The organism is Cytobacillus firmus DS1 (assembly GCF_000565285.1).
In the GTDB taxonomy this organism is placed as follows: Bacteria; Bacillota; Bacilli; order Bacillales; family Cytobacillaceae; genus Cytobacillus; species Cytobacillus firmus_A.
This window is the reverse complement of record NZ_APVL01000006.1, coordinates 147,412-163,854: the sequence shown is the minus strand read 5'-3', so window position 1 is coordinate 163,854 and position 16,443 is coordinate 147,412. Positions and strand designations below refer to the sequence as shown.

16 protein-coding genes are annotated in these 16,443 nt (G+C 41.5%); 13 read left to right on the top strand and 3 right to left on the bottom strand.

Annotation, left to right across the window (positions count from 1 at the left end):
• Positions 1–307: 307 nt before the first annotated feature.
• The 3 genes from PBF_RS09875 to PBF_RS09865 all read left to right on the top strand — a co-directional run bounded on the left by PBF_RS09875 (position 308) and on the right by PBF_RS09865 (position 3,687).
• On the top strand, positions 308–1,489 hold the full coding sequence (locus PBF_RS09875) for an ABC transporter substrate-binding protein (RefSeq protein ID WP_035329546.1): 1,182 nt from the start codon (positions 308–310) through the stop codon (positions 1,487–1,489).
• A 237-nt stretch (positions 1,490–1,726) separates the two neighbouring features.
• A complete protein-coding gene (locus PBF_RS09870; RefSeq protein ID WP_035329545.1) occupies positions 1,727–2,515 on the top strand; it encodes an ABC transporter ATP-binding protein in 789 nt (262 codons plus the stop codon).
• A complete protein-coding gene (locus PBF_RS09865) occupies positions 2,515–3,687 on the top strand; it encodes a phenylacetate--CoA ligase family protein (protein WP_035329544.1) in 1,173 nt (390 codons plus the stop codon). Before PBF_RS09870 ends, PBF_RS09865 begins: the two co-directional genes overlap by 1 nt.
• A gap of 212 nt (positions 3,688–3,899) precedes the next feature.
• On the opposite strand, the gene PBF_RS09860 is transcribed toward PBF_RS09865, so the two are convergent.
• Positions 3,900–4,502, bottom strand: a complete 603-nt coding sequence (locus PBF_RS09860) for a class I SAM-dependent methyltransferase (protein WP_035329543.1) — start codon at positions 4,500–4,502, stop codon at positions 3,900–3,902.
• A 95-nt stretch (positions 4,503–4,597) separates the two neighbouring features.
• Positions 4,598–5,392 carry a DUF169 domain-containing protein gene (locus PBF_RS09855; protein WP_035329542.1) on the bottom strand — a complete coding sequence of 265 codons (795 nt, stop codon included), beginning with the start codon at positions 5,390–5,392 and terminating at the stop codon, positions 4,598–4,600.
• Positions 5,393–5,553: 161 nt separating this feature from the next.
• Here PBF_RS09855 and PBF_RS09850 point away from each other — a divergent pair, with 161 nt between their 5' ends.
• The 10 genes from PBF_RS09850 (at position 5,554) to corA (ending at position 14,824) form a co-directional block, all read left to right on the top strand.
• The gene (locus PBF_RS09850) at positions 5,554–5,970 is read left to right on the top strand and encodes an SRPBCC family protein (protein WP_035329541.1); all 417 of its coding nucleotides are present in this window, start codon (positions 5,554–5,556) and stop codon (positions 5,968–5,970) included.
• Positions 5,970–6,296: an ArsR/SmtB family transcription factor gene (locus tag PBF_RS09845; protein WP_035329540.1), complete on the top strand. Its 327-nt coding sequence runs from the start codon at positions 5,970–5,972 to the stop codon at positions 6,294–6,296. Before PBF_RS09850 ends, PBF_RS09845 begins: the two co-directional genes overlap by 1 nt.
• Before the next feature lie 118 nt (positions 6,297–6,414).
• Positions 6,415–7,785 carry an MATE family efflux transporter gene (locus PBF_RS09840; protein ID WP_035329539.1) on the top strand — a complete coding sequence of 457 codons (1,371 nt, stop codon included), beginning with the start codon at positions 6,415–6,417 and terminating at the stop codon, positions 7,783–7,785.
• A 138-nt stretch (positions 7,786–7,923) separates the two neighbouring features.
• Entirely contained in the window at positions 7,924–8,937 is a 1,014-nt protein-coding gene (locus PBF_RS24920; protein ID WP_051488853.1) for a hypothetical protein, read from the top strand.
• Positions 8,938–9,008: 71 nt separating this feature from the next.
• Entirely contained in the window at positions 9,009–9,695 is a 687-nt protein-coding gene (locus tag PBF_RS09830) for a response regulator transcription factor (RefSeq protein WP_035329538.1), read from the top strand.
• A complete protein-coding gene (locus PBF_RS09825; RefSeq protein WP_035329537.1) occupies positions 9,679–11,100 on the top strand; it encodes a sensor histidine kinase in 1,422 nt (473 codons plus the stop codon). Before PBF_RS09830 ends, PBF_RS09825 begins: the two co-directional genes overlap by 17 nt.
• Positions 11,101–11,348: 248 nt before the next feature.
• Positions 11,349–12,380 (top strand): STAS domain-containing protein, encoded by a 1,032-nt coding sequence (locus tag PBF_RS09820; RefSeq protein ID WP_035329536.1) that lies wholly within the window; start codon positions 11,349–11,351, stop codon positions 12,378–12,380.
• A 262-nt stretch (positions 12,381–12,642) separates the two neighbouring features.
• Entirely contained in the window at positions 12,643–13,320 is a 678-nt protein-coding gene (locus tag PBF_RS09815) for an NAD(P)H-dependent oxidoreductase (protein WP_035329535.1), read from the top strand.
• A 189-nt stretch (positions 13,321–13,509) separates the two neighbouring features.
• Positions 13,510–13,782, top strand: coding sequence for a hypothetical protein (locus PBF_RS09810; protein WP_235192232.1), 273 nt, complete (start codon positions 13,510–13,512; stop codon positions 13,780–13,782).
• Between the two features lie 85 nt (positions 13,783–13,867).
• Positions 13,868–14,824 carry a magnesium/cobalt transporter CorA gene (gene corA / locus PBF_RS09805; RefSeq protein ID WP_035329534.1) on the top strand — a complete coding sequence of 319 codons (957 nt, stop codon included), beginning with the start codon at positions 13,868–13,870 and terminating at the stop codon, positions 14,822–14,824.
• A gap of 106 nt (positions 14,825–14,930) precedes the next feature.
• Here corA and PBF_RS09800 read toward each other — a convergent pair whose 3' ends face one another.
• Positions 14,931–16,130, bottom strand: coding sequence for an iron-containing alcohol dehydrogenase (locus PBF_RS09800; RefSeq protein ID WP_035329533.1), 1,200 nt, complete (start codon positions 16,128–16,130; stop codon positions 14,931–14,933).
• Positions 16,131–16,443 lie beyond the last annotated feature (313 nt).

Genomic DNA, 16,443 nt, shown 5'->3' with positions numbered 1-16,443 from the left:
TTCCCGGGTAATAATATCTGAAAATTTTGAAAGTAAATCTTTCAAATTTTTATAAAAAGGCTGTTTTCGCAAAGTTTGTTGCTATTTGTATTATGTTTACTGAGTTGGTTGTAGCGAAAGGTGCGAGCCTCCTACGGGAGTAGCGGGACAGGTGAGACCCCGCAAACGCATAGAGTCGAGGAGGCTCACCGCCCGCTCCGAGGTTCGCTGAGCATCCTGGAGCGGAAATCAACGGACAACATTGATAAGCGATAAACAAATTAATACGAAAAGAGCCAATAAAAAAGAAAAAATGAGGGGGAACATTATGAAGAAGGTTTGGAAGGGTTTATTGGCAGCAACATTAATGGCTGGAATGCTGGCAGGCTGTTCTGGAGGCAGCGAGGAAGCATCAGGGGACAAGAAAGGAGGCACTGTTAAAATCGGCGGTATCTTTGACCTTACGGGAGGTACCGGTGATGTTGGAACACCATATGCAGAGGGTGAAAAAGCATTTTTTGAATCCATTGCAGGCGAGGAGATTAATGGCTATAAGCTCGAATTAATTGGTGATGACTATGCTTATAAAATCCCGGAAGCCCAAAAACTTTATCAGAAATTAAAATCAAAAGATAAAGTATCGGCCATTTTGGGATGGGGAACAGGGGACACTGAAGCCCTGCGCCAGCAGGTGGCAGCCGACAAGCTTCCATTCATATCGGCTTCATACTCAGAGAATCTGAAAAATATTGACGAAAGCCCATATAACTTCCTGGCTGCGGCTTCATATTCTGACCAGGCAAGATCCGTATTAAAGTGGATAAAAGAAAATCACACTGGCGGCACACCGACTGTAGCATTAATTTACAATGATACGGCTTTTGGCAAATCGCCTATTGAAGATGCTAAAAAGTTTGCCAAGGAAAATGGCATTGAAATTGTAGATGAACAAATTGTTGACCTGAAAACACTTGATGCAACATCACAATTGCTGAACATGGAAAAGAAAAATCCTGATTATGCGATAATCAACCAAACTTGGGGTGCAACAGCAACGATTCTAAAAGATGCTAAAAAGCTTGGCTTGGACACACAATTCATCGGTTTAAACTGGGCTACGGGTGAAGGCTTGCTTCCAATTGCCGGTGATGCGGCTGAAGGGTTTATCGGGGTCGTCACACATGCCTTCCCATATGAAGATCTGCCTGGAATGGAAGAAATCAAGAAGTTCGTAGAAAGCAAGGGCGAAAAGCTGGAAGACAAGAACCAGAAGTTTATCCAGGGGTGGGTGTCAGCCAAAATTATGGTTGAAGGCCTAAAGCTTGCTGAAGACCCGACTTCGGGCGAAGGCATCCGTGCCGGCCTGGAGAAGATTTCAAATCTGGACCTTGGCGGTTTAGCCGCTCCGGTTACTTTTTCACCTGACAACCATGCCGGTACAAACCAAGTCCGCTTGGCAGAAGTGAAGAACGGCCAGTTTGAAGTGTTCACTGATTATATCGGCTACTAACATGATGGGGGGCGAGGTTTTATACCCGCCTCCTGTTACTTTTAAGGCCTGGACCTTGTGAACTTTGCAAATAAACTCGGAAATTTGGCAAACAAACTTGAAACTTTGCAAACAAATCATCGGAATCAGCAAACAAATCTTTGATTATGCAAATAAACAAAGAAAACCAGCAAATAACAAATAATTCAGAACTTGACCTGAGAACGAAAAATAGAGAAATAGCCGGGAGGACAGAGCATGCTGACAATAAACAACGTCGAAGTGATGTATGACAAGGTCATCCTTGTATTAAAAGGGATGTCGATGGTGGTGCCAAAAGGAAAAATTGTTGCTTTGCTCGGCAGCAATGGCGCCGGGAAAACGACCACTCTTAAGGCGATTTCCGGCCTGCTGAAAAGCGAAAACGGTGAAGTGACGGATGGCTTTATCGAGCTTTATGGCGAGCGCATTGATGTAAGCGATGCTGAAACCATCGTAAAGAAAGGCATTTTTCAGTGCATGGAAGGAAGACGTGTGTTCAAGCATCTTTCTGTTGAGGATAACCTGATCGCAGGTGCACATACCAGAAAAGACCGGAAGAATATTAAAGGCGATATCCAAAAAGTCTATCATTACTTTCCGAAGCTTGAAATGCTGAAGCACAGACAGGCCGGATATCTGTCAGGCGGAGAGCAGCAGATGCTTGCCATTGGAAGAGGAATCATGGCAAAGCCAAAGGTGCTGCTTCTCGATGAACCTTCATTAGGACTTGCCCCTCTATTAGTAAAAGAGATATTCGGGATTATTAAAAAAATCAATGAAGAAGAGGGAACCACTATACTGGTAGTTGAGCAAAATGCCAATGTTGCCTTATCGATTGCCGATTACGGATACATCATGGAAAACGGCCGGATTGTGATGGATGGAACGGTGGACCGGCTTCTTTCCAATCAGGATGTGCGTGAATTTTATCTTGGAATGGGGGATAAGGGCCGGAAAAGCTATAAAGATATTAAATCTTATAAAAGAAGAAAGAGGTGGCTGTAGTGGAAAGGCTACAGGAAGTAATTCACCATGCATATGAAAATGCAAGCGGATTTAAAAGACGGCTTGATGATGCCTGTATTTCTTCAAGTGACATACAAACCTTAATAGACCTGGAAAAAATCCCTGTGCTTAAAAAAGATCGATTGCCGGAATTGCAATCTGCAGACCAGCCTTTCGGAGGCTTTGCCGCTGTAAAGCCAAATGAGATGGAACGAATTTTTATGTCGCCAGGTCCGATTTACGATCCGCAAACGACAGGGAAAGATTTCTGGCGTTTCTCAGAAGCTCTCAAGACGGCAGGCTTTGGTAGAGGGGATATCGTACAAAATACATTTTCATATCATCTCTCACCGGCAGGCTTTATGTTTGACTCCGCACTTCGTGAATTAGAAGCAACTGTCATCCCTGCCGGTACCGGGAATCGGGAGCTGCAGATCCAGATTATGAAGGATGTCAGGGTAACCGGCTACGTGGGAACCCCGAGCTTCTTTAGCCTTTTGCTTGAGGCTATTGAAGAAAAGGGATGGGAGTTGGGAAATGATGTTGTCTTGAATAAAGCTTTCTTTACTGCTGAAATGCTCACGGAACAAATGAAGAAAATGTGTGAAGACCATGGCATTTCCGTATATGAAGGGTATGGGACGGCAGATTGCGGGTGTCTTGCTTATGAGGACAAATTGGGGCCTGGACTAAGAATCACGGATTCTGCCATTGTTCAAATCTGTGACCCGCAGACTGGATTGGAAGTTACAGATGGAGAAGGAGAAGTGGTTGTCTCTTTAATTGATAAAAGCTACCCGCTTATCCGCTTTGGCACAGGCGACCTTTCGCGCTGGGTTAAAGGGTATGAGGGGAAAAGGATTGCAGGAGTGCTGGGGCGTGTCAGTGATGGTATAAAGGTAAAAGGAATGTTTGTAAGAGAAAAACAGCTGGCGCAAGTATTGAATGAAGCTGGATATCCAGTTTTCCAGGCTGTGGTAACAAATGAACGGGGGCAGGACCAGATTAAGATTTTCATAGAATCGGAAGAAGGATTAAACCCTGAACTTGCCTCAAAAATCCAGAATGTGATCAGGGTTAAGCCGATTCTTGAATTAACAGCGTCAGGCTCTATTAAAAAGGATGATAAGAAGCTGTTGGATAAGCGGAATTACGAATTAAAGAGGGTGTAGTCAAGGGAGGCTGATTGAATCGGCCTTCTTTTTTCGGCATAGGAAATGGAATTTTACTGGTGAACTTTGATTAACGCCAAAAAAAAGAGGTGGCGGGTGGGAAAATGGTAGTTAATCAGCCGGAACAACTCAGAAATCTTAGTCAATCAGGTCCCTCAGAAACTTCCAGGCAAATATCTTCAACTTAATTACAAATGGCGCGCTAATAAAAATTAACGGCCGCCATCTGGATTTTTACTCTCCACCACTATAAACAATCCTTTATAATAGGCAGTCACGTTTGTTATCTTCATGCCTGAATCCTGTATAGCCTGCAGTGTGTCACGGTTTAAGTGGCAACCGTCACATATCCGTTTCCATAAAGGATTGAGGGCTTCCTGGGCAAATGCGAGAGCGGGCTGGTTCATTTTCACATGTTCAAAGAATAGTATTTTTGCCTGTGGCTTGCAGACACGTTTGATTTCTGCGAGTGCTTGTTCGGGATTTGGAATTGAGCAGAATACCAGAGTGGCAACTGCTGAATCAAATGTATTGTCCGCAAATTCAAGTTGTTCAGCAGACTGCTCGTGAATGTGTATTGGAACTGAAGCCTCATTTCTTCGAGTAAGAGATTTTTCAATCATTGCCTGATTCGGTTCAATGGCATCGACACGTTCCGCCTTTTTGTATAAGGGGAAGTTAATGCCTGTGCCGGCTCCGATCTCGAGAACACGGCCGGCAGCCATGGTAAGGATCTCGCTTCTGATTTTCTGGAATTTTCTTTTCTCAAGAGGCTGCATGGCCAGATCATATAGGGATGGGAATAAGCTGCTCAATTATTTCACTCATTTCTTAATAGCTGTCTTTTCTATTTTACCCTTTTCCCAAAATGAAACAAGCCGGCACCACTATCACAGGCGCCAGCTTTCAATCAAGGCATGCTGTTGAACATCTCGTTCAGCTTTTCATAAGTGTCCGGATATTTTGCCTCATATTGAAGGTAAGATGGGACCGGATACCGTACACCGCCTTTGTGGGTTTGCTTTAATCCATCTGCAAATTCATCTGCCATGGAAAAAGGAATGGTGAAAGCCATTTCGTGATCATGCGTCTGTCCGAAAACCCGGTCCCCATAGCATGGCAGGATTACTTGTGGCTTACCGGACTTTATTGTCTTAATAACAATATCGGCGCAATCTGCCCGGGCTGTAAAAGTGGAAGTAATTTCACCGCCCGTATGATAGAGTGCGCCAGCCACCATTCTCATGACTTGGGCTGAATTCCCATAAACAGTGATTACTTCCGGTTCAAATGCTGCTCTCCCCAGAGGAGCCATCAGCACTGTCCCAGCTTCCTCTTTTGTAAACTTGGGTACGGCAGCTTCGGTTAAGGCGCCAAGGTCACAGGTTTTTGTATACATGCCATCTGTTAAGCTTCCTTTTGAATAATAGTCCAGTTCCTCTTCAAAACCAAAAGCGATTTTGGCAATTGGGCATGATAAGTCTTCTTTGCCCATGGCAATGGACCAGCCATATCTTCTTGACATCGTTACCCCCTGGCAGATGCTGAAAGTTTTGCTAAAATCTCTTGCCGGCCGCTTGACCCTGTCAGGCAATGCCTCCTCCTTTTTCATCACTCTAATGGCAAGCGGAAAGGTGTCGGGACGCACATATGTATGAATCGCAGTTTCCAGATCAGATAGCTTTTGTGCATGTATGGCCTGCATTAAAATCCCTCCTTAAGATATAATAAGTATTCTGTAAATTATATGGATTAACCTGCATAGTTAGGCTCTATTTTTGAAGCAGTTTACATGAAACCAAAAGGTTATATATGATATAAACGAAACCAAAAGGTTTTATTTTATATGCAAAGGAGAGCTATTAAATGGAAAAACTTCAGGATATTAAACAAACCGTAATTCTTAATACTCCTATCGAAAAGGTCTGGAAGAAAGTTTCTACATCAGAAGGAATCGAAGCGTGGTTTATGCCAAATGATTTTAAGGCTGAACTTGGCTATGAATTTTATATTCAGTCCCCATTTGGTCCGTCCCCATGTAAGGTTACAGAACTGGATGAACCTAACCGGCTTTCTTTTGAATGGGATAAGGATGGATGGTTTGTATCTTTCATTTTAAAAGATTTGGACGGCAAAACTGAATTTACGCTTATACATGGCGGCTGGAAACAGTCAGATGAACTGGTTGAGAAAGCTCAAGCCGAGAGTGCGGTTATCCGTGAAAGAATGTCCCAGGGATGGACAGGAATTCTCGCAATGCTTGGCAAGGCTGTTGAGGAATAATGGGTGCTTCTGCCAGGAAACATGATGTGTTTCAGGCAATCGCCGATCCAACGAGGAGAGAAGTATTAAGGCTGCTGGCTGAAAAAGAACGCCCGATCTCAGAGATAAGTGCTCATTTTCCCATAAGCCGGACCGCAATATCTAAACATCTTCATATCCTTTCTGAAGCTGAGTTAGTAAGAGGGAAAAAGGCAGGCAGAGAAAGAATCTATCAGCTCCAGCCTGAGCCGCTGAAAGAATTGAAGCAATGGCTGGCCTATTATGAACAATTCTGGGATAATAAGCTGCAAAAACTTAAATATATAGTTGAAGAAGAAATTGAGTAATGTCCTGGAAAAAGAGCTGCCTCAGCTCTTTTTTCTTTTGAATGAAAATGAGGTCTTTCTTTTTAAAGATATAATATAATAATATTTGTGTTTACTATTTTGTGAAGGAGTCTTTATGATGTATCAGACGTTTACTTTACAGGAGAAGATCAGGCAAATAACATTCATGTTAATTCCTATCCTAATCACGCAGTTTGGCATGTTTGCAATGGTCTTTTTTAATACAATTATGTCGGGGAGATATAATGCTTCCGACCTTGCTGGCGTAGCGATTGGCTCCTCCATTTGGAATCCGGTTTTTACCGGGCTTAGCGGGATATTAATGGCTGTATCCCCAATTGCCGCTCAAGCGATTGGCGAAAAAAAGAACAAAGAAGTTTCATCTATCGTAAAAAATGGCATCTTATTGGGTTGTATCATTGCCTTTGCAGTTATCCTATTGGGTTCAGTTTTGCTTGACCCTCTGCTTAATAGCATGAATCTGCCTGATGGTGTGAAAGCAATAGCTCGTGGCTATCTTGTGGGACTCAGCTTTGGAATCATTCCTTTATTCATATTTAATGTTTTAAGATCTTTCATCTATGCACTCGGCAAAACGAGAGTTGTAATGGTGATTTTGTTTTGTTCGCTTCCCATCAATTTCTTCCTGAATTATGTCCTGATTTTTGGATATTGGGGATTTCCTGAATTGGGAGGTGCAGGAGGAGGGTATGCAACTTCTATTACTTATTGGTTCATCCTTGTCATCAGTGCTCTTATTATAAAAACGAAGGATCCTTTTTCAAGCTATGCCATTTTTAGCGGTCTTAAGGAATTTTCATGGGATAAATGCAAAGAAATCTTAAAGATAGGCGTACCCATGGGACTGTCCATCTTTTTTGAAACGAGTATGTTTGCCGCGGTGACCATCTTAATCAGTAAGTTCAATGTTACAACTATTGCTGCCTATCAGTCTGCATTAAACATTGTTTCCTTCCTGTATATGATCCCAATCAGCATTTCCATGGCGCAGACCGTGTTAGTCGGATTTGAAGTGGGCGCAGGCAGGTATAAGGATGCAAAATCCTACAGCTGGCTTGGCATCTATCTGTCTATTTTAATTGCGCTGTTCACAGGCCTCCTGGTTGTATTTTTCCGCTATGAGGTTTCAGGCTTTTACTCTACTGATCAAGCGGTTATTGACCTGACTGCCCATTTTCTGATTTATGCGCTGTTTTTTCAGATTTCCGATGCCATTCAGGCTACTGCACAAGCGGCTTTAAGAGGATATAAAGATGTGAATATTTCTTTTGTTATCACACTGGTTTCTTATTGGCTTATCTGTCTGCCTGCTGGTTATGTTCTTGCACACTATACAGACCTTGGGGCTACTGGATATTGGCTTGGCCTTACCTTCGGACTTCTTGCTGCAGGTGTTTGTCTTTCGATGAGGCTCATCTTTATCCAGAAGAGAAAATTTACCATTGAAGAAATCAGAGAAGCAGGCTAAAACCGTCAGTCCGCTTATTGCGGAATTGGCGGTTTTTTTATTATTGAGTTTTTTTGACATCTTCCTGACATATTGCACCGATATAGTAAAATCGAGGTTAAGAATGCTTGGCCTTTAAAATAATCAGGAGGTATAGTCATGAAAAAAACAATCATTGGTTTTAGCCTTGCAGGTTTATTACTGGCAGGCGGGTACGCAACAACATCTTTTGCAGCAGATACAGATACTTCTGCAGAAAAAGGCGAGTTAAGATGGAAATTTAAAAACAAGGTGTTTGGCCATCATGGCAGGGGGTTCACTAATGACACTGAATCTATCCTTCAAAGGGCTCAAGAGCTCGATATAAAAACAGAAGGAAAAGATGCCGAAACTTTAATTGGTGAAATCCGGGAAGCAGAAATTCTGAAAGAAGCGAAAGAGCTTGGGATTAAAACGGCTGGAAAAGACGCTGTAGACCTTATGGAGGAAGTAATGCTTGCTAAGCTGAAAAAGGAAGCTGCAGAATTGGGCATCAAAACAGAAGGAAAAGATGCAGAAGCTCTCCATGAAGAAATTGGCACTGCAAAACTGAAAGAGGAGGCCAAAGAACTGGGAGTATCGACTAAAGACAAAGATTTGGAGACTTTAAAGAAAGATATAGAGACTGCCTCCTTAAACAAGCAGGCAAAAGAGCTTGGAATTTCTGCTGATGGCAAAGATCTAAAGACACTAAAGCAAGAGATATACACAGCATCAGTAAAAAAAGAGGCTGAAAAATTAGGAGTTTCCATTGAAGGCAAAGATATCAGGGAAGCGGCACAAGAGGTCTTTTCCGTGAAGGTCAAAAAAGAAGCGAAGGAACTGGGCATTTCAATAGATGGGAAATTCATTCAGCAAATCGCCCAAGAGGTTAGGGAGAAAAAAGTGGCAGAACTCGCTAAGGACTTAGGGATTTCCACCAATAATAAATCAACAGCAGACCTTATCAAGGAAATAGAAAAGAAGGACAGTGCTAAATTACGGGACCTTCTTGGAGAAACGTTTATGGGCATCAAAGGATTTGGCAAAAAGGAAATGAGAGGCAGTCATGGACATGGAAAAGGTGGAAGCATGAAACAGCGGGCATCTAAAGAAGATCTAACTGATACAAGTACAGATTCAGGCTCTTTGTAATAGTTTTAAAAATCCCCGTGTACAAATTCGGGGATTTTTCTGTATAGTTAACTTATTGGAGGAAGGTAAAAATGAAAAAAATCCTTGTAGCAGAAGATGAATTAGCTATTTCCAAGGTTTTAATCGCCTATTTGCAGCGGGAAGGGTTTGAAGTTCTAACTGCATATGATGGCACCAGTGCCCTTGAGCAATTTTTCAGTCACTCACCTCAGCTTGTGATCCTGGATATTATGATGCCTGGGATGGATGGATGGAGTGTACTTAAAAAAATTCGTGAAAAAAGCGCATGTCCTGTCATCATGCTTACAGCGCTGGGGGATATCGATTACAAGCTGAAGGGCTTGAATACAGGTGCAGATGATTATATTTCAAAGCCTTTTATCGGGGATGAGGTTATTGCACGCGTGAATGCCGTATTACGGCGATCAGCCAATGTGTACAATGATGAACATATAAAGCAATATGGAAGCTTAACGATAAATTTTGATGCGCATACCATTTTCCTGAATGGCAAGGAAGTAAGTTTGACTCCGCGGGATTTATCTTTGCTTCTGTTTTTGGCTGAAAGGCCTAACAGAACTTTCACCAGGGATCAGTTGATTGAACATGTCTGGGGAATGGATTATGACGGAAGCGATCGTGCAGTCGATTTGGCCGTAAAAAGAGTGCGACAGGCTTTAACCGACTGGCCGGAATCAGAAGGTGAGATAAGGACGCTCAGAGGAATGGGGTACCAATTCCATGTTTATGAAAAATAACAAAAGAACATCCCTGCTCCGCTATTGGACAACCCGCTATCTATTTACACTTATCATTGGACTTATTATACTGGCAGCGGGATCTATGTGGTGGATCAGGCAGACAACTCTTGAAAACCGGCTGAATTTGCTGCAGTACGTTGCTGTTGAGACAGCAGATCGTGTCGTGCAGCAGGACGGAAGCATCGAGTTTGATCCATTTTTTAACAGAATGCTGGAGGAAAGAGCGAAGCTGCTGGAATTTAAGTTTAATCCCCAGGTTTTCATAAGCGATTTAAATGGCCAAATATTATATAAAAAATCTGGGCGTATGCAGAGAAATAACCAGGCTGGTCCCAATCTCGGAACTCTGCCTGCAGATTTGCTTGATAATCAAAAGAACGTCCAAAAACTGGATACACAGGATGGGCAAGCGGTTTATGCGGTCAAGTCGGAGATATCGATCGATAATAACCCGGTGGGATGGGTCGTTGTGGTCCAAAGCGCAGATGATTTGACGAACGTAAATCAGGAATATTCCCTGTTATTGATCATGCTCTCAGGATTGGGTCTGCTCGGATGGAGTGTCATTTATTTTCTTTCGAGGAAAATTTCGAGGCCCATTCAGGAAGTAGCTCAAGCTGCCTCGAAAGTCAGCGAAGGTGACTATAAAATCGAACTGAAAGCCAGTGCCAATGAGGAAGAGATTCATAATTTAATTATTTCGTTTAAAGAAATGACAGAGAGGCTAATGCACCTTGAAAAACTAAGGGCAGAATTGCTGGCTGGGGTCACGCATGATTTGAAAACACCTGTCACATCTATAAGCGGTCTAATTCAGGCAGTCCGTGATGATGTTGTAAGCGGGGAAGAGAAAGAGGAATTTCTTGATATTTCTTTAAAAGAAGTCAGCCGTTTGCAGAAAATGATCGAGGACTTGCTCGATTTCAATTCACTTTCGTCGGGTGCATTTTCAATCAGGCATGAAAACTGTGATATGAATAAGCTCGTGCAGGATATTGTAAGGCAATGGGCACTTGCGCAGAAAGGCAATTTTTACTATCGTGTGGAAGTGCCCGCTGAAACCATCAGGAGATCAACAGACCCGTACCGTCTGCAGCAGATTATGATTAATTTATTGAATAATGCTTATCATGCCATTGATGAAGATGGCAGCATTACTGTTATTTTAACCGAAAGATTTATTGAGGTTCATGATAACGGATCAGGAATAGCCGAAGAGGAGCAGCCTTATATTTTTGAGCGTTTTTACAGGGGGGAAAAGAAGAAGCTGAAAGTAAGAGGGCTTGGCTTGGGGCTTCCTTTCAGCAAACTGCTGGCTGATGCTCTGAACGCAAATTTATTTTTAAAAGAAAGTTCGGCAAAAGGCAGTACATTTATGATTAAGTGGGAAGAGGAAGGGTAGGTATAAGCGGGGAAGACTTGCTTGCCTATTCTTTTTTTTGGGGTGAAAAAAACTCTGCATGCGTAAAATTAGATAGATTTTGACTATTTCCGGCAATCCTCAGCAGTTATATTATTTGGACTTTCTTTATTTTAAATTAGGTTTTACCAGCAGCATAATCATTTTTGACTCCGAAATATCCTTGAGGTTAGAATAATAATGTTCTTTAAATAGATGAATTGACAACAATAAGAGAGGGAGGACATTCGATGGAGGCTAACTCTTTCAAGTATGAAATAAATGTGAATGGATCTCTGTTTGATTGGGATCTGGATGATGCAACGTTTAAATTTGAAAATGACGAAGTGGTGGTTTTTTGGGTAAACACAGCTTTTAAGACTCTGCTGGACTCCATTGAAGAAATCTCTGGTGAAAAGTCGGCCGAGCTTGTGATGGAAACAGCTGGATACCGGACAGGGAAAATTGTCAGCAAATTTTATTTGGAATCAAATAAAGAAAAAGAAGAAATTATTAATCACTTACCCAATATCTATTTAACTGCCGGATGGGGAAAGACAGAGATTGCCTCCTTTTGTCTCGAAGAAAAGAAAGCCATCATTCGTGTTAAAAATGGCTGGGAATATAAGATTAATGTGGAACAAAAAAAAGAAGCAGAAGGCACTTTCTTGCCTGGACATTGGGCAGGTGTGCTAAGCGGCATTTTTGAAACAAATATATGGTATAAAGTAAGGCAAAGTCAGGTCCAGGGGGATCAGTATTCCGAATACGAATTTTTTGAGTCTGACATTACGCCCTCTCAGAATATCAGTGCCATGATTAAAGAGCAGAATCAAAGCGCCCAGAAAGAGCTGGAGAAGGAAATTGCTGAGCAGACGAGAGTATTATCTGAAATTATTAAGGAGATTTCTTCTCCAATTATTCCAGTGATCGATTCCATTTTGGTCATTCCTTTAGTGGGAAGATATGAAGAACTGCGGGCGGAGGAGCTGCTGAACAGAACATTACTGAATCTTCCACGGTATAAAGCAGAGTATTTAATATTGGACTTAACTGCATTAAAGGGTGTTAATCAATATACTTTCGATTTTCTGCAGAAGTTCGTCAAAGCAGCTTCCCTATTGGGCACAAACTGCATATTTGTCGGGATATCTCCTAAACTGAGCCTGCAAATCATCGAGAGCGGAATTAAAGAAACACAGATTCCTTGTTTTTCAGTTCTGCAGCAGGGAATCACACACGCTCTAAATCAATTAGGATTGGAGATTTCTCCTAAAAAATAAAAGTAGAACCAGCATTTTAGCGAATGCTGGTTTTTTACTGCATATTAATGTAACTAGCCTTTGTGCGGCATTACAAAGATGATATCCATGAAAATGGAATTCATTGCCTGGACATGATCAGACTGTCTATGGATTTACAAAGAAAGTGCTCCAAATGATTAGGAATAGCAGCGAAAAGGCAAACTATAAGCGGATTTCATGAATGTTAAGCTGTAATGTGTTACGTTAAAATTTAGAACAGCCAGAAAAGGAGTGTTTGGTTTTGCGTGAAAAGGAAGCTTTAAAGGAAGAAATACTGAATGCCTATCAATTCAGACATGCTACAAAGGAATTTGATCCAAATAAAGAAATCCCCGAGGAAGATTTCCGGTTTGTATTGGAGACAGGCCGTCTGTCACCAAGTTCATTTGGTTTTGAACCATGGCGTTTCGTGGTTGTTCAGAACCAGGAGCTCCGTGAGAAAATTAAGAATGCCTCCTGGGGAGCATTCGGGAAACTGCCTGAAGCAAGCCACTTTGTTTTAGTCCTTGCAAGAACGAAAAAAGATACTAAATATGATTCCCAGTATCTGCAGGATCATTTTAGAAATACACTGGGAATGCCGGAAGAAATGATGGAAAAATATTTGCAGCGTATTGAGGAATTCCAGAAGTCCGATTTTGATCTTCTGGAAGGTGACCGCCCTCTCTTTGATTGGGCATGCAAGCAAAGTTACATCGCACTTGGGAATATGATGACCGCTGCTGCACAAATTGGCATAGATTCCTGCCCGATTGAAGGCTTTGATATTGAAAAAATGAATAAGCTGCTGGGTGAGGAAGGTTTGCTTGAAGATGGAAGCTTCGGGCTGTCGGTAATGTGTGCATTTGGGTACAGAGTGAAAGACCCAAGGCCGAAAACACGCAGACCATTCAATGATATTGTAAAGTGGATTGATTAGGAAAAGAGCATCGGCTCTTTTCCTTTTTTATTGTTTTTAAAGGAGAATTCATTTCAAAGGGAGAACAATACTTTTGAATGAGGCTGGCTTGTTTTTCTTAAAATGAAGCTTGCTTAGTATGAGGTGAAAGTTATGAATCTAGTAATGTAAAGTGACTTAGCTGAGAGACTGGACCAGGCAGAGACAAATTTGCTGCACTCCAGATTGACGGCAATTAAAAATCCGGATGGAAACCCAATGGGAGTGGAAATTATAAGAATTGGCCGGACAACCGCTTTTACTGTCAGGAATATTCCGGGTCCATCCTTCAATCTTGTAAAAGGATTTAACGAAGCAGATGCCGAAGCTCTGAATCAAATAATTAATTTCTATCAGGGAAAAGAAATTCCCATTCGATTGGAGATCACACCATCAAACGGATCATCCAATTTACTGAAGATGCTTCATCAAAGAGGTAACTAATATACCAGTTGAAGAGTCTTCCTCAGGATATCGTGATCAAAATTGGTAAAAATATGTTTTATGAAGGAAAGACTAGGAGACAATCATGATTAGAATACAAGCTGTTAATAAGAAAAATGAACTGAAGAAGGATATTACTTTAGAGAGGCTGAAAGCTGAGTGGGAAAGTTATAAGTGGTTTTGGGTTGATTTTAATCAGCCAACCGAAGGGGAGACAGCTGAACTAGATAAAACTTTTCACTTTCATCCCCTGGCCATTGAGGATTGTGTTGTCAAACTCCAGCGCCCTAAAATGGACTATTATGAAGACTATAGCTTTTTTGTCACCCATAGCTTAAATCATATTAACGAAGATAAACAGGAAATTAACTTTTTTATTGGTCCCAATTACATAGTATCCTACCACCATGAGCTCTCCAGGGAAATGGATGATGTTTGGGAAAGGCTGAGCTTAAGTAAGAAGATTAGTAAATGGGACCCTTATCTGGTCATGTACCATATCATAGATAAAATAGTGGATAATTACTTTCCTATCGTTTATCAGCTGGAAGATCGTCTGAGTCTCATTGAAGATAACCCAAATGATGAAACGATGGAAGAATTATTGGAGAAATTATTTGATATACGCCATCATTTATTGCAGATTCGGTATACTGTGATTCCAATGCGGGACTTAATATACCGTGTCATTAATTCCCATAGGCTTAAAGGTGTAAAGGAAAGGTACGAATACTTTGCTGATATTCATGATCACTTATTGAAATTGACTGAAATGATTGATGGAAACAGGGAATTGACGACCGATATCCGTGACAGTTATTTATCGATCAATTCCCATCAGACAAACCGGGTGATGAGAGTCCTTACCGTGATAACCACCATTTTCATGCCCTTAACCTTCATAGCGGGCATTTATGGAATGAATTTTGAAAACATGCCGGAATTAACTTGGAAATATGGATATTTTGAAACGCTGTTATTAATGTTTATTATTGCCTTAGGCATGTTTTGGTGGTTTAAGAAGAAGGGCTGGTTCAGATAAAACAGCTATAAGGCAGAATGCATTTTATTGTGCATCTGCCTTTTTGTGTGAGCAACTCGTATTATTAACGCATTGAAACCATGCGTGCGGAAGCTGTGCCTGAAAATTATTCCTTTATCATCTGATACAGTTTTAACATATCATTTCTGCCAAAGATTTTCGGCACAGGATACAAGGGATTGGCTTCCTTTAAGGCACGTTCAGCCATTACCGGAATGTCACTTTCTCTAATTTTGCCCACCTTTTGGGGAATCCCCATTTTTTGGTTAAGGGATTTTATGCTGCCTATAAAGCTCTTTGCATTTTCTTCAGCTGAAGCTTCCGGATCCCCAATGTTTGCGGCCAATGCCAGTTCAGCTAGAGATCCCCAGACTGCTTCACCATAATGCTCCAGTACATATGGAAGAATGACGGCATTAGCCAAACCATGAGGAACAGAATAAAATCCTCCGAGCGTATGGGCGATAGCATGAACATTGCCTACATAGGACCTGGTGAAAGCCAGCCCGGCCAGATAAGCAGCTTTTTGCATATGGGCTCTTACCTCCAGATTTTCGCCATTGATATAGGTTTCATAGAGATTGTCATAGATAAGCCGGACTGCATCAGTGCTGAATTTTCTCGTCTCTGCTGTATTGCTTCTTCCAATGTACGCTTCGATGGCATGGGTTAGTGCATCCATACCGGTTGCAGCTGTTATATGAGGAGGCAATTTTATGGTAAGCATGGGGTCTAAAACTGCATAATGCGGGATTAGACACAGGTCAATAATGGCGTATTTCTCATGTGACCGGCTGTCAGTAATGACCGCTGCAACAGTGGCTTCACTTCCAGTACCTGCTGTGGTTGGGACTGCAAAAAGGGGAGGGAGCTCTTTTCTAACCTTAAATTGGCCCTTTAATTGTGAAATGCTTTTCTCGGGCCTGACAGCTCTTGCACCAACTCCTTTAGCGCAATCCATTGGCGAACCCCCGCCAAAGGCAAGAATACCCTGGCAATTATTGCTGATGTAAACTTCCAGTGCTTCTTCAATATTGGTAATGGTCGGATTGGGAACAGTCTTATCATAAATATAAAATTCAATATTCCTTTTCTGTAAATTTAATAGCAAACCATCCATCAGCCCAAGAGCCGTGATGCCGCTGTCAGTTACAATCAAAATTCTGCTGATGTCTTTCTGTTTAATAATATCAGGCAGTTTGTCCAGGCAATTGTTGCCTTCTATCAGCTCCGGTTCGCGCCAGGGCAGAAAAGGCGATACCAGCTTAAAGGTTTTCTGGTACATTCGGCAGTATGCATTGTACATTTCATTACCTCCGTTAATTTTCGGAAGATTCTAATAGTATAATTCATATATACCTTTATGCTTAAGAAGATGTCAATATGCTGAATCTAAATCAAATATACCTGGCACGATTAAGTGGAAATTCAATTTCTTTTCCGTTCGATTTTCCAATCCGAAATATTGACACCAGCATAAATGTATTTTATAATTATCTTGAATTCGAGATAAATAAATTCGAGGTAATAATGTTTGGCATTATCTTGAAATGAAAATATTTGATTTAAATGAGTTTCATAGATTGGATTTTGGTTACATTAATGAAGAAGAGGTGTGA

Excerpts from the sequence above, each read along its gene's own strand:
- PBF_RS09870 (WP_035329545.1), top strand. The coding sequence starts at position 1,727 with ATGCTGACAATAAACAACGTCGAAGTGATGTATGACAAGGTCATCCTT.
- PBF_RS09855 (WP_035329542.1), bottom strand. The coding sequence starts at position 5,392 with ATGCAGGCCATACATGCACAAAAGCTATCTGATCTGGAAACTGCGATT.
- PBF_RS09840 (WP_035329539.1), top strand. The coding sequence starts at position 6,415 with ATGTATCAGACGTTTACTTTACAGGAGAAGATCAGGCAAATAACATTC.
- PBF_RS09875 (WP_035329546.1), top strand. The coding sequence starts at position 308 with ATGAAGAAGGTTTGGAAGGGTTTATTGGCAGCAACATTAATGGCTGGA.
- PBF_RS09845 (WP_035329540.1), top strand. The coding sequence starts at position 5,970 with ATGGGTGCTTCTGCCAGGAAACATGATGTGTTTCAGGCAATCGCCGAT.
- PBF_RS09850 (WP_035329541.1), top strand. The coding sequence starts at position 5,554 with ATGGAAAAACTTCAGGATATTAAACAAACCGTAATTCTTAATACTCCT.
- PBF_RS09800 (WP_035329533.1), bottom strand. The coding sequence starts at position 16,130 with ATGTACAATGCATACTGCCGAATGTACCAGAAAACCTTTAAGCTGGTA.
- PBF_RS09825 (WP_035329537.1), top strand. The coding sequence starts at position 9,679 with ATGTTTATGAAAAATAACAAAAGAACATCCCTGCTCCGCTATTGGACA.
- PBF_RS24920 (WP_051488853.1), top strand. The coding sequence starts at position 7,924 with ATGAAAAAAACAATCATTGGTTTTAGCCTTGCAGGTTTATTACTGGCA.
- PBF_RS09820 (WP_035329536.1), top strand. The coding sequence starts at position 11,349 with ATGGAGGCTAACTCTTTCAAGTATGAAATAAATGTGAATGGATCTCTG.
- PBF_RS09830 (WP_035329538.1), top strand. The coding sequence starts at position 9,009 with ATGAAAAAAATCCTTGTAGCAGAAGATGAATTAGCTATTTCCAAGGTT.
- corA (WP_035329534.1), top strand. The coding sequence starts at position 13,868 with ATGATTAGAATACAAGCTGTTAATAAGAAAAATGAACTGAAGAAGGAT.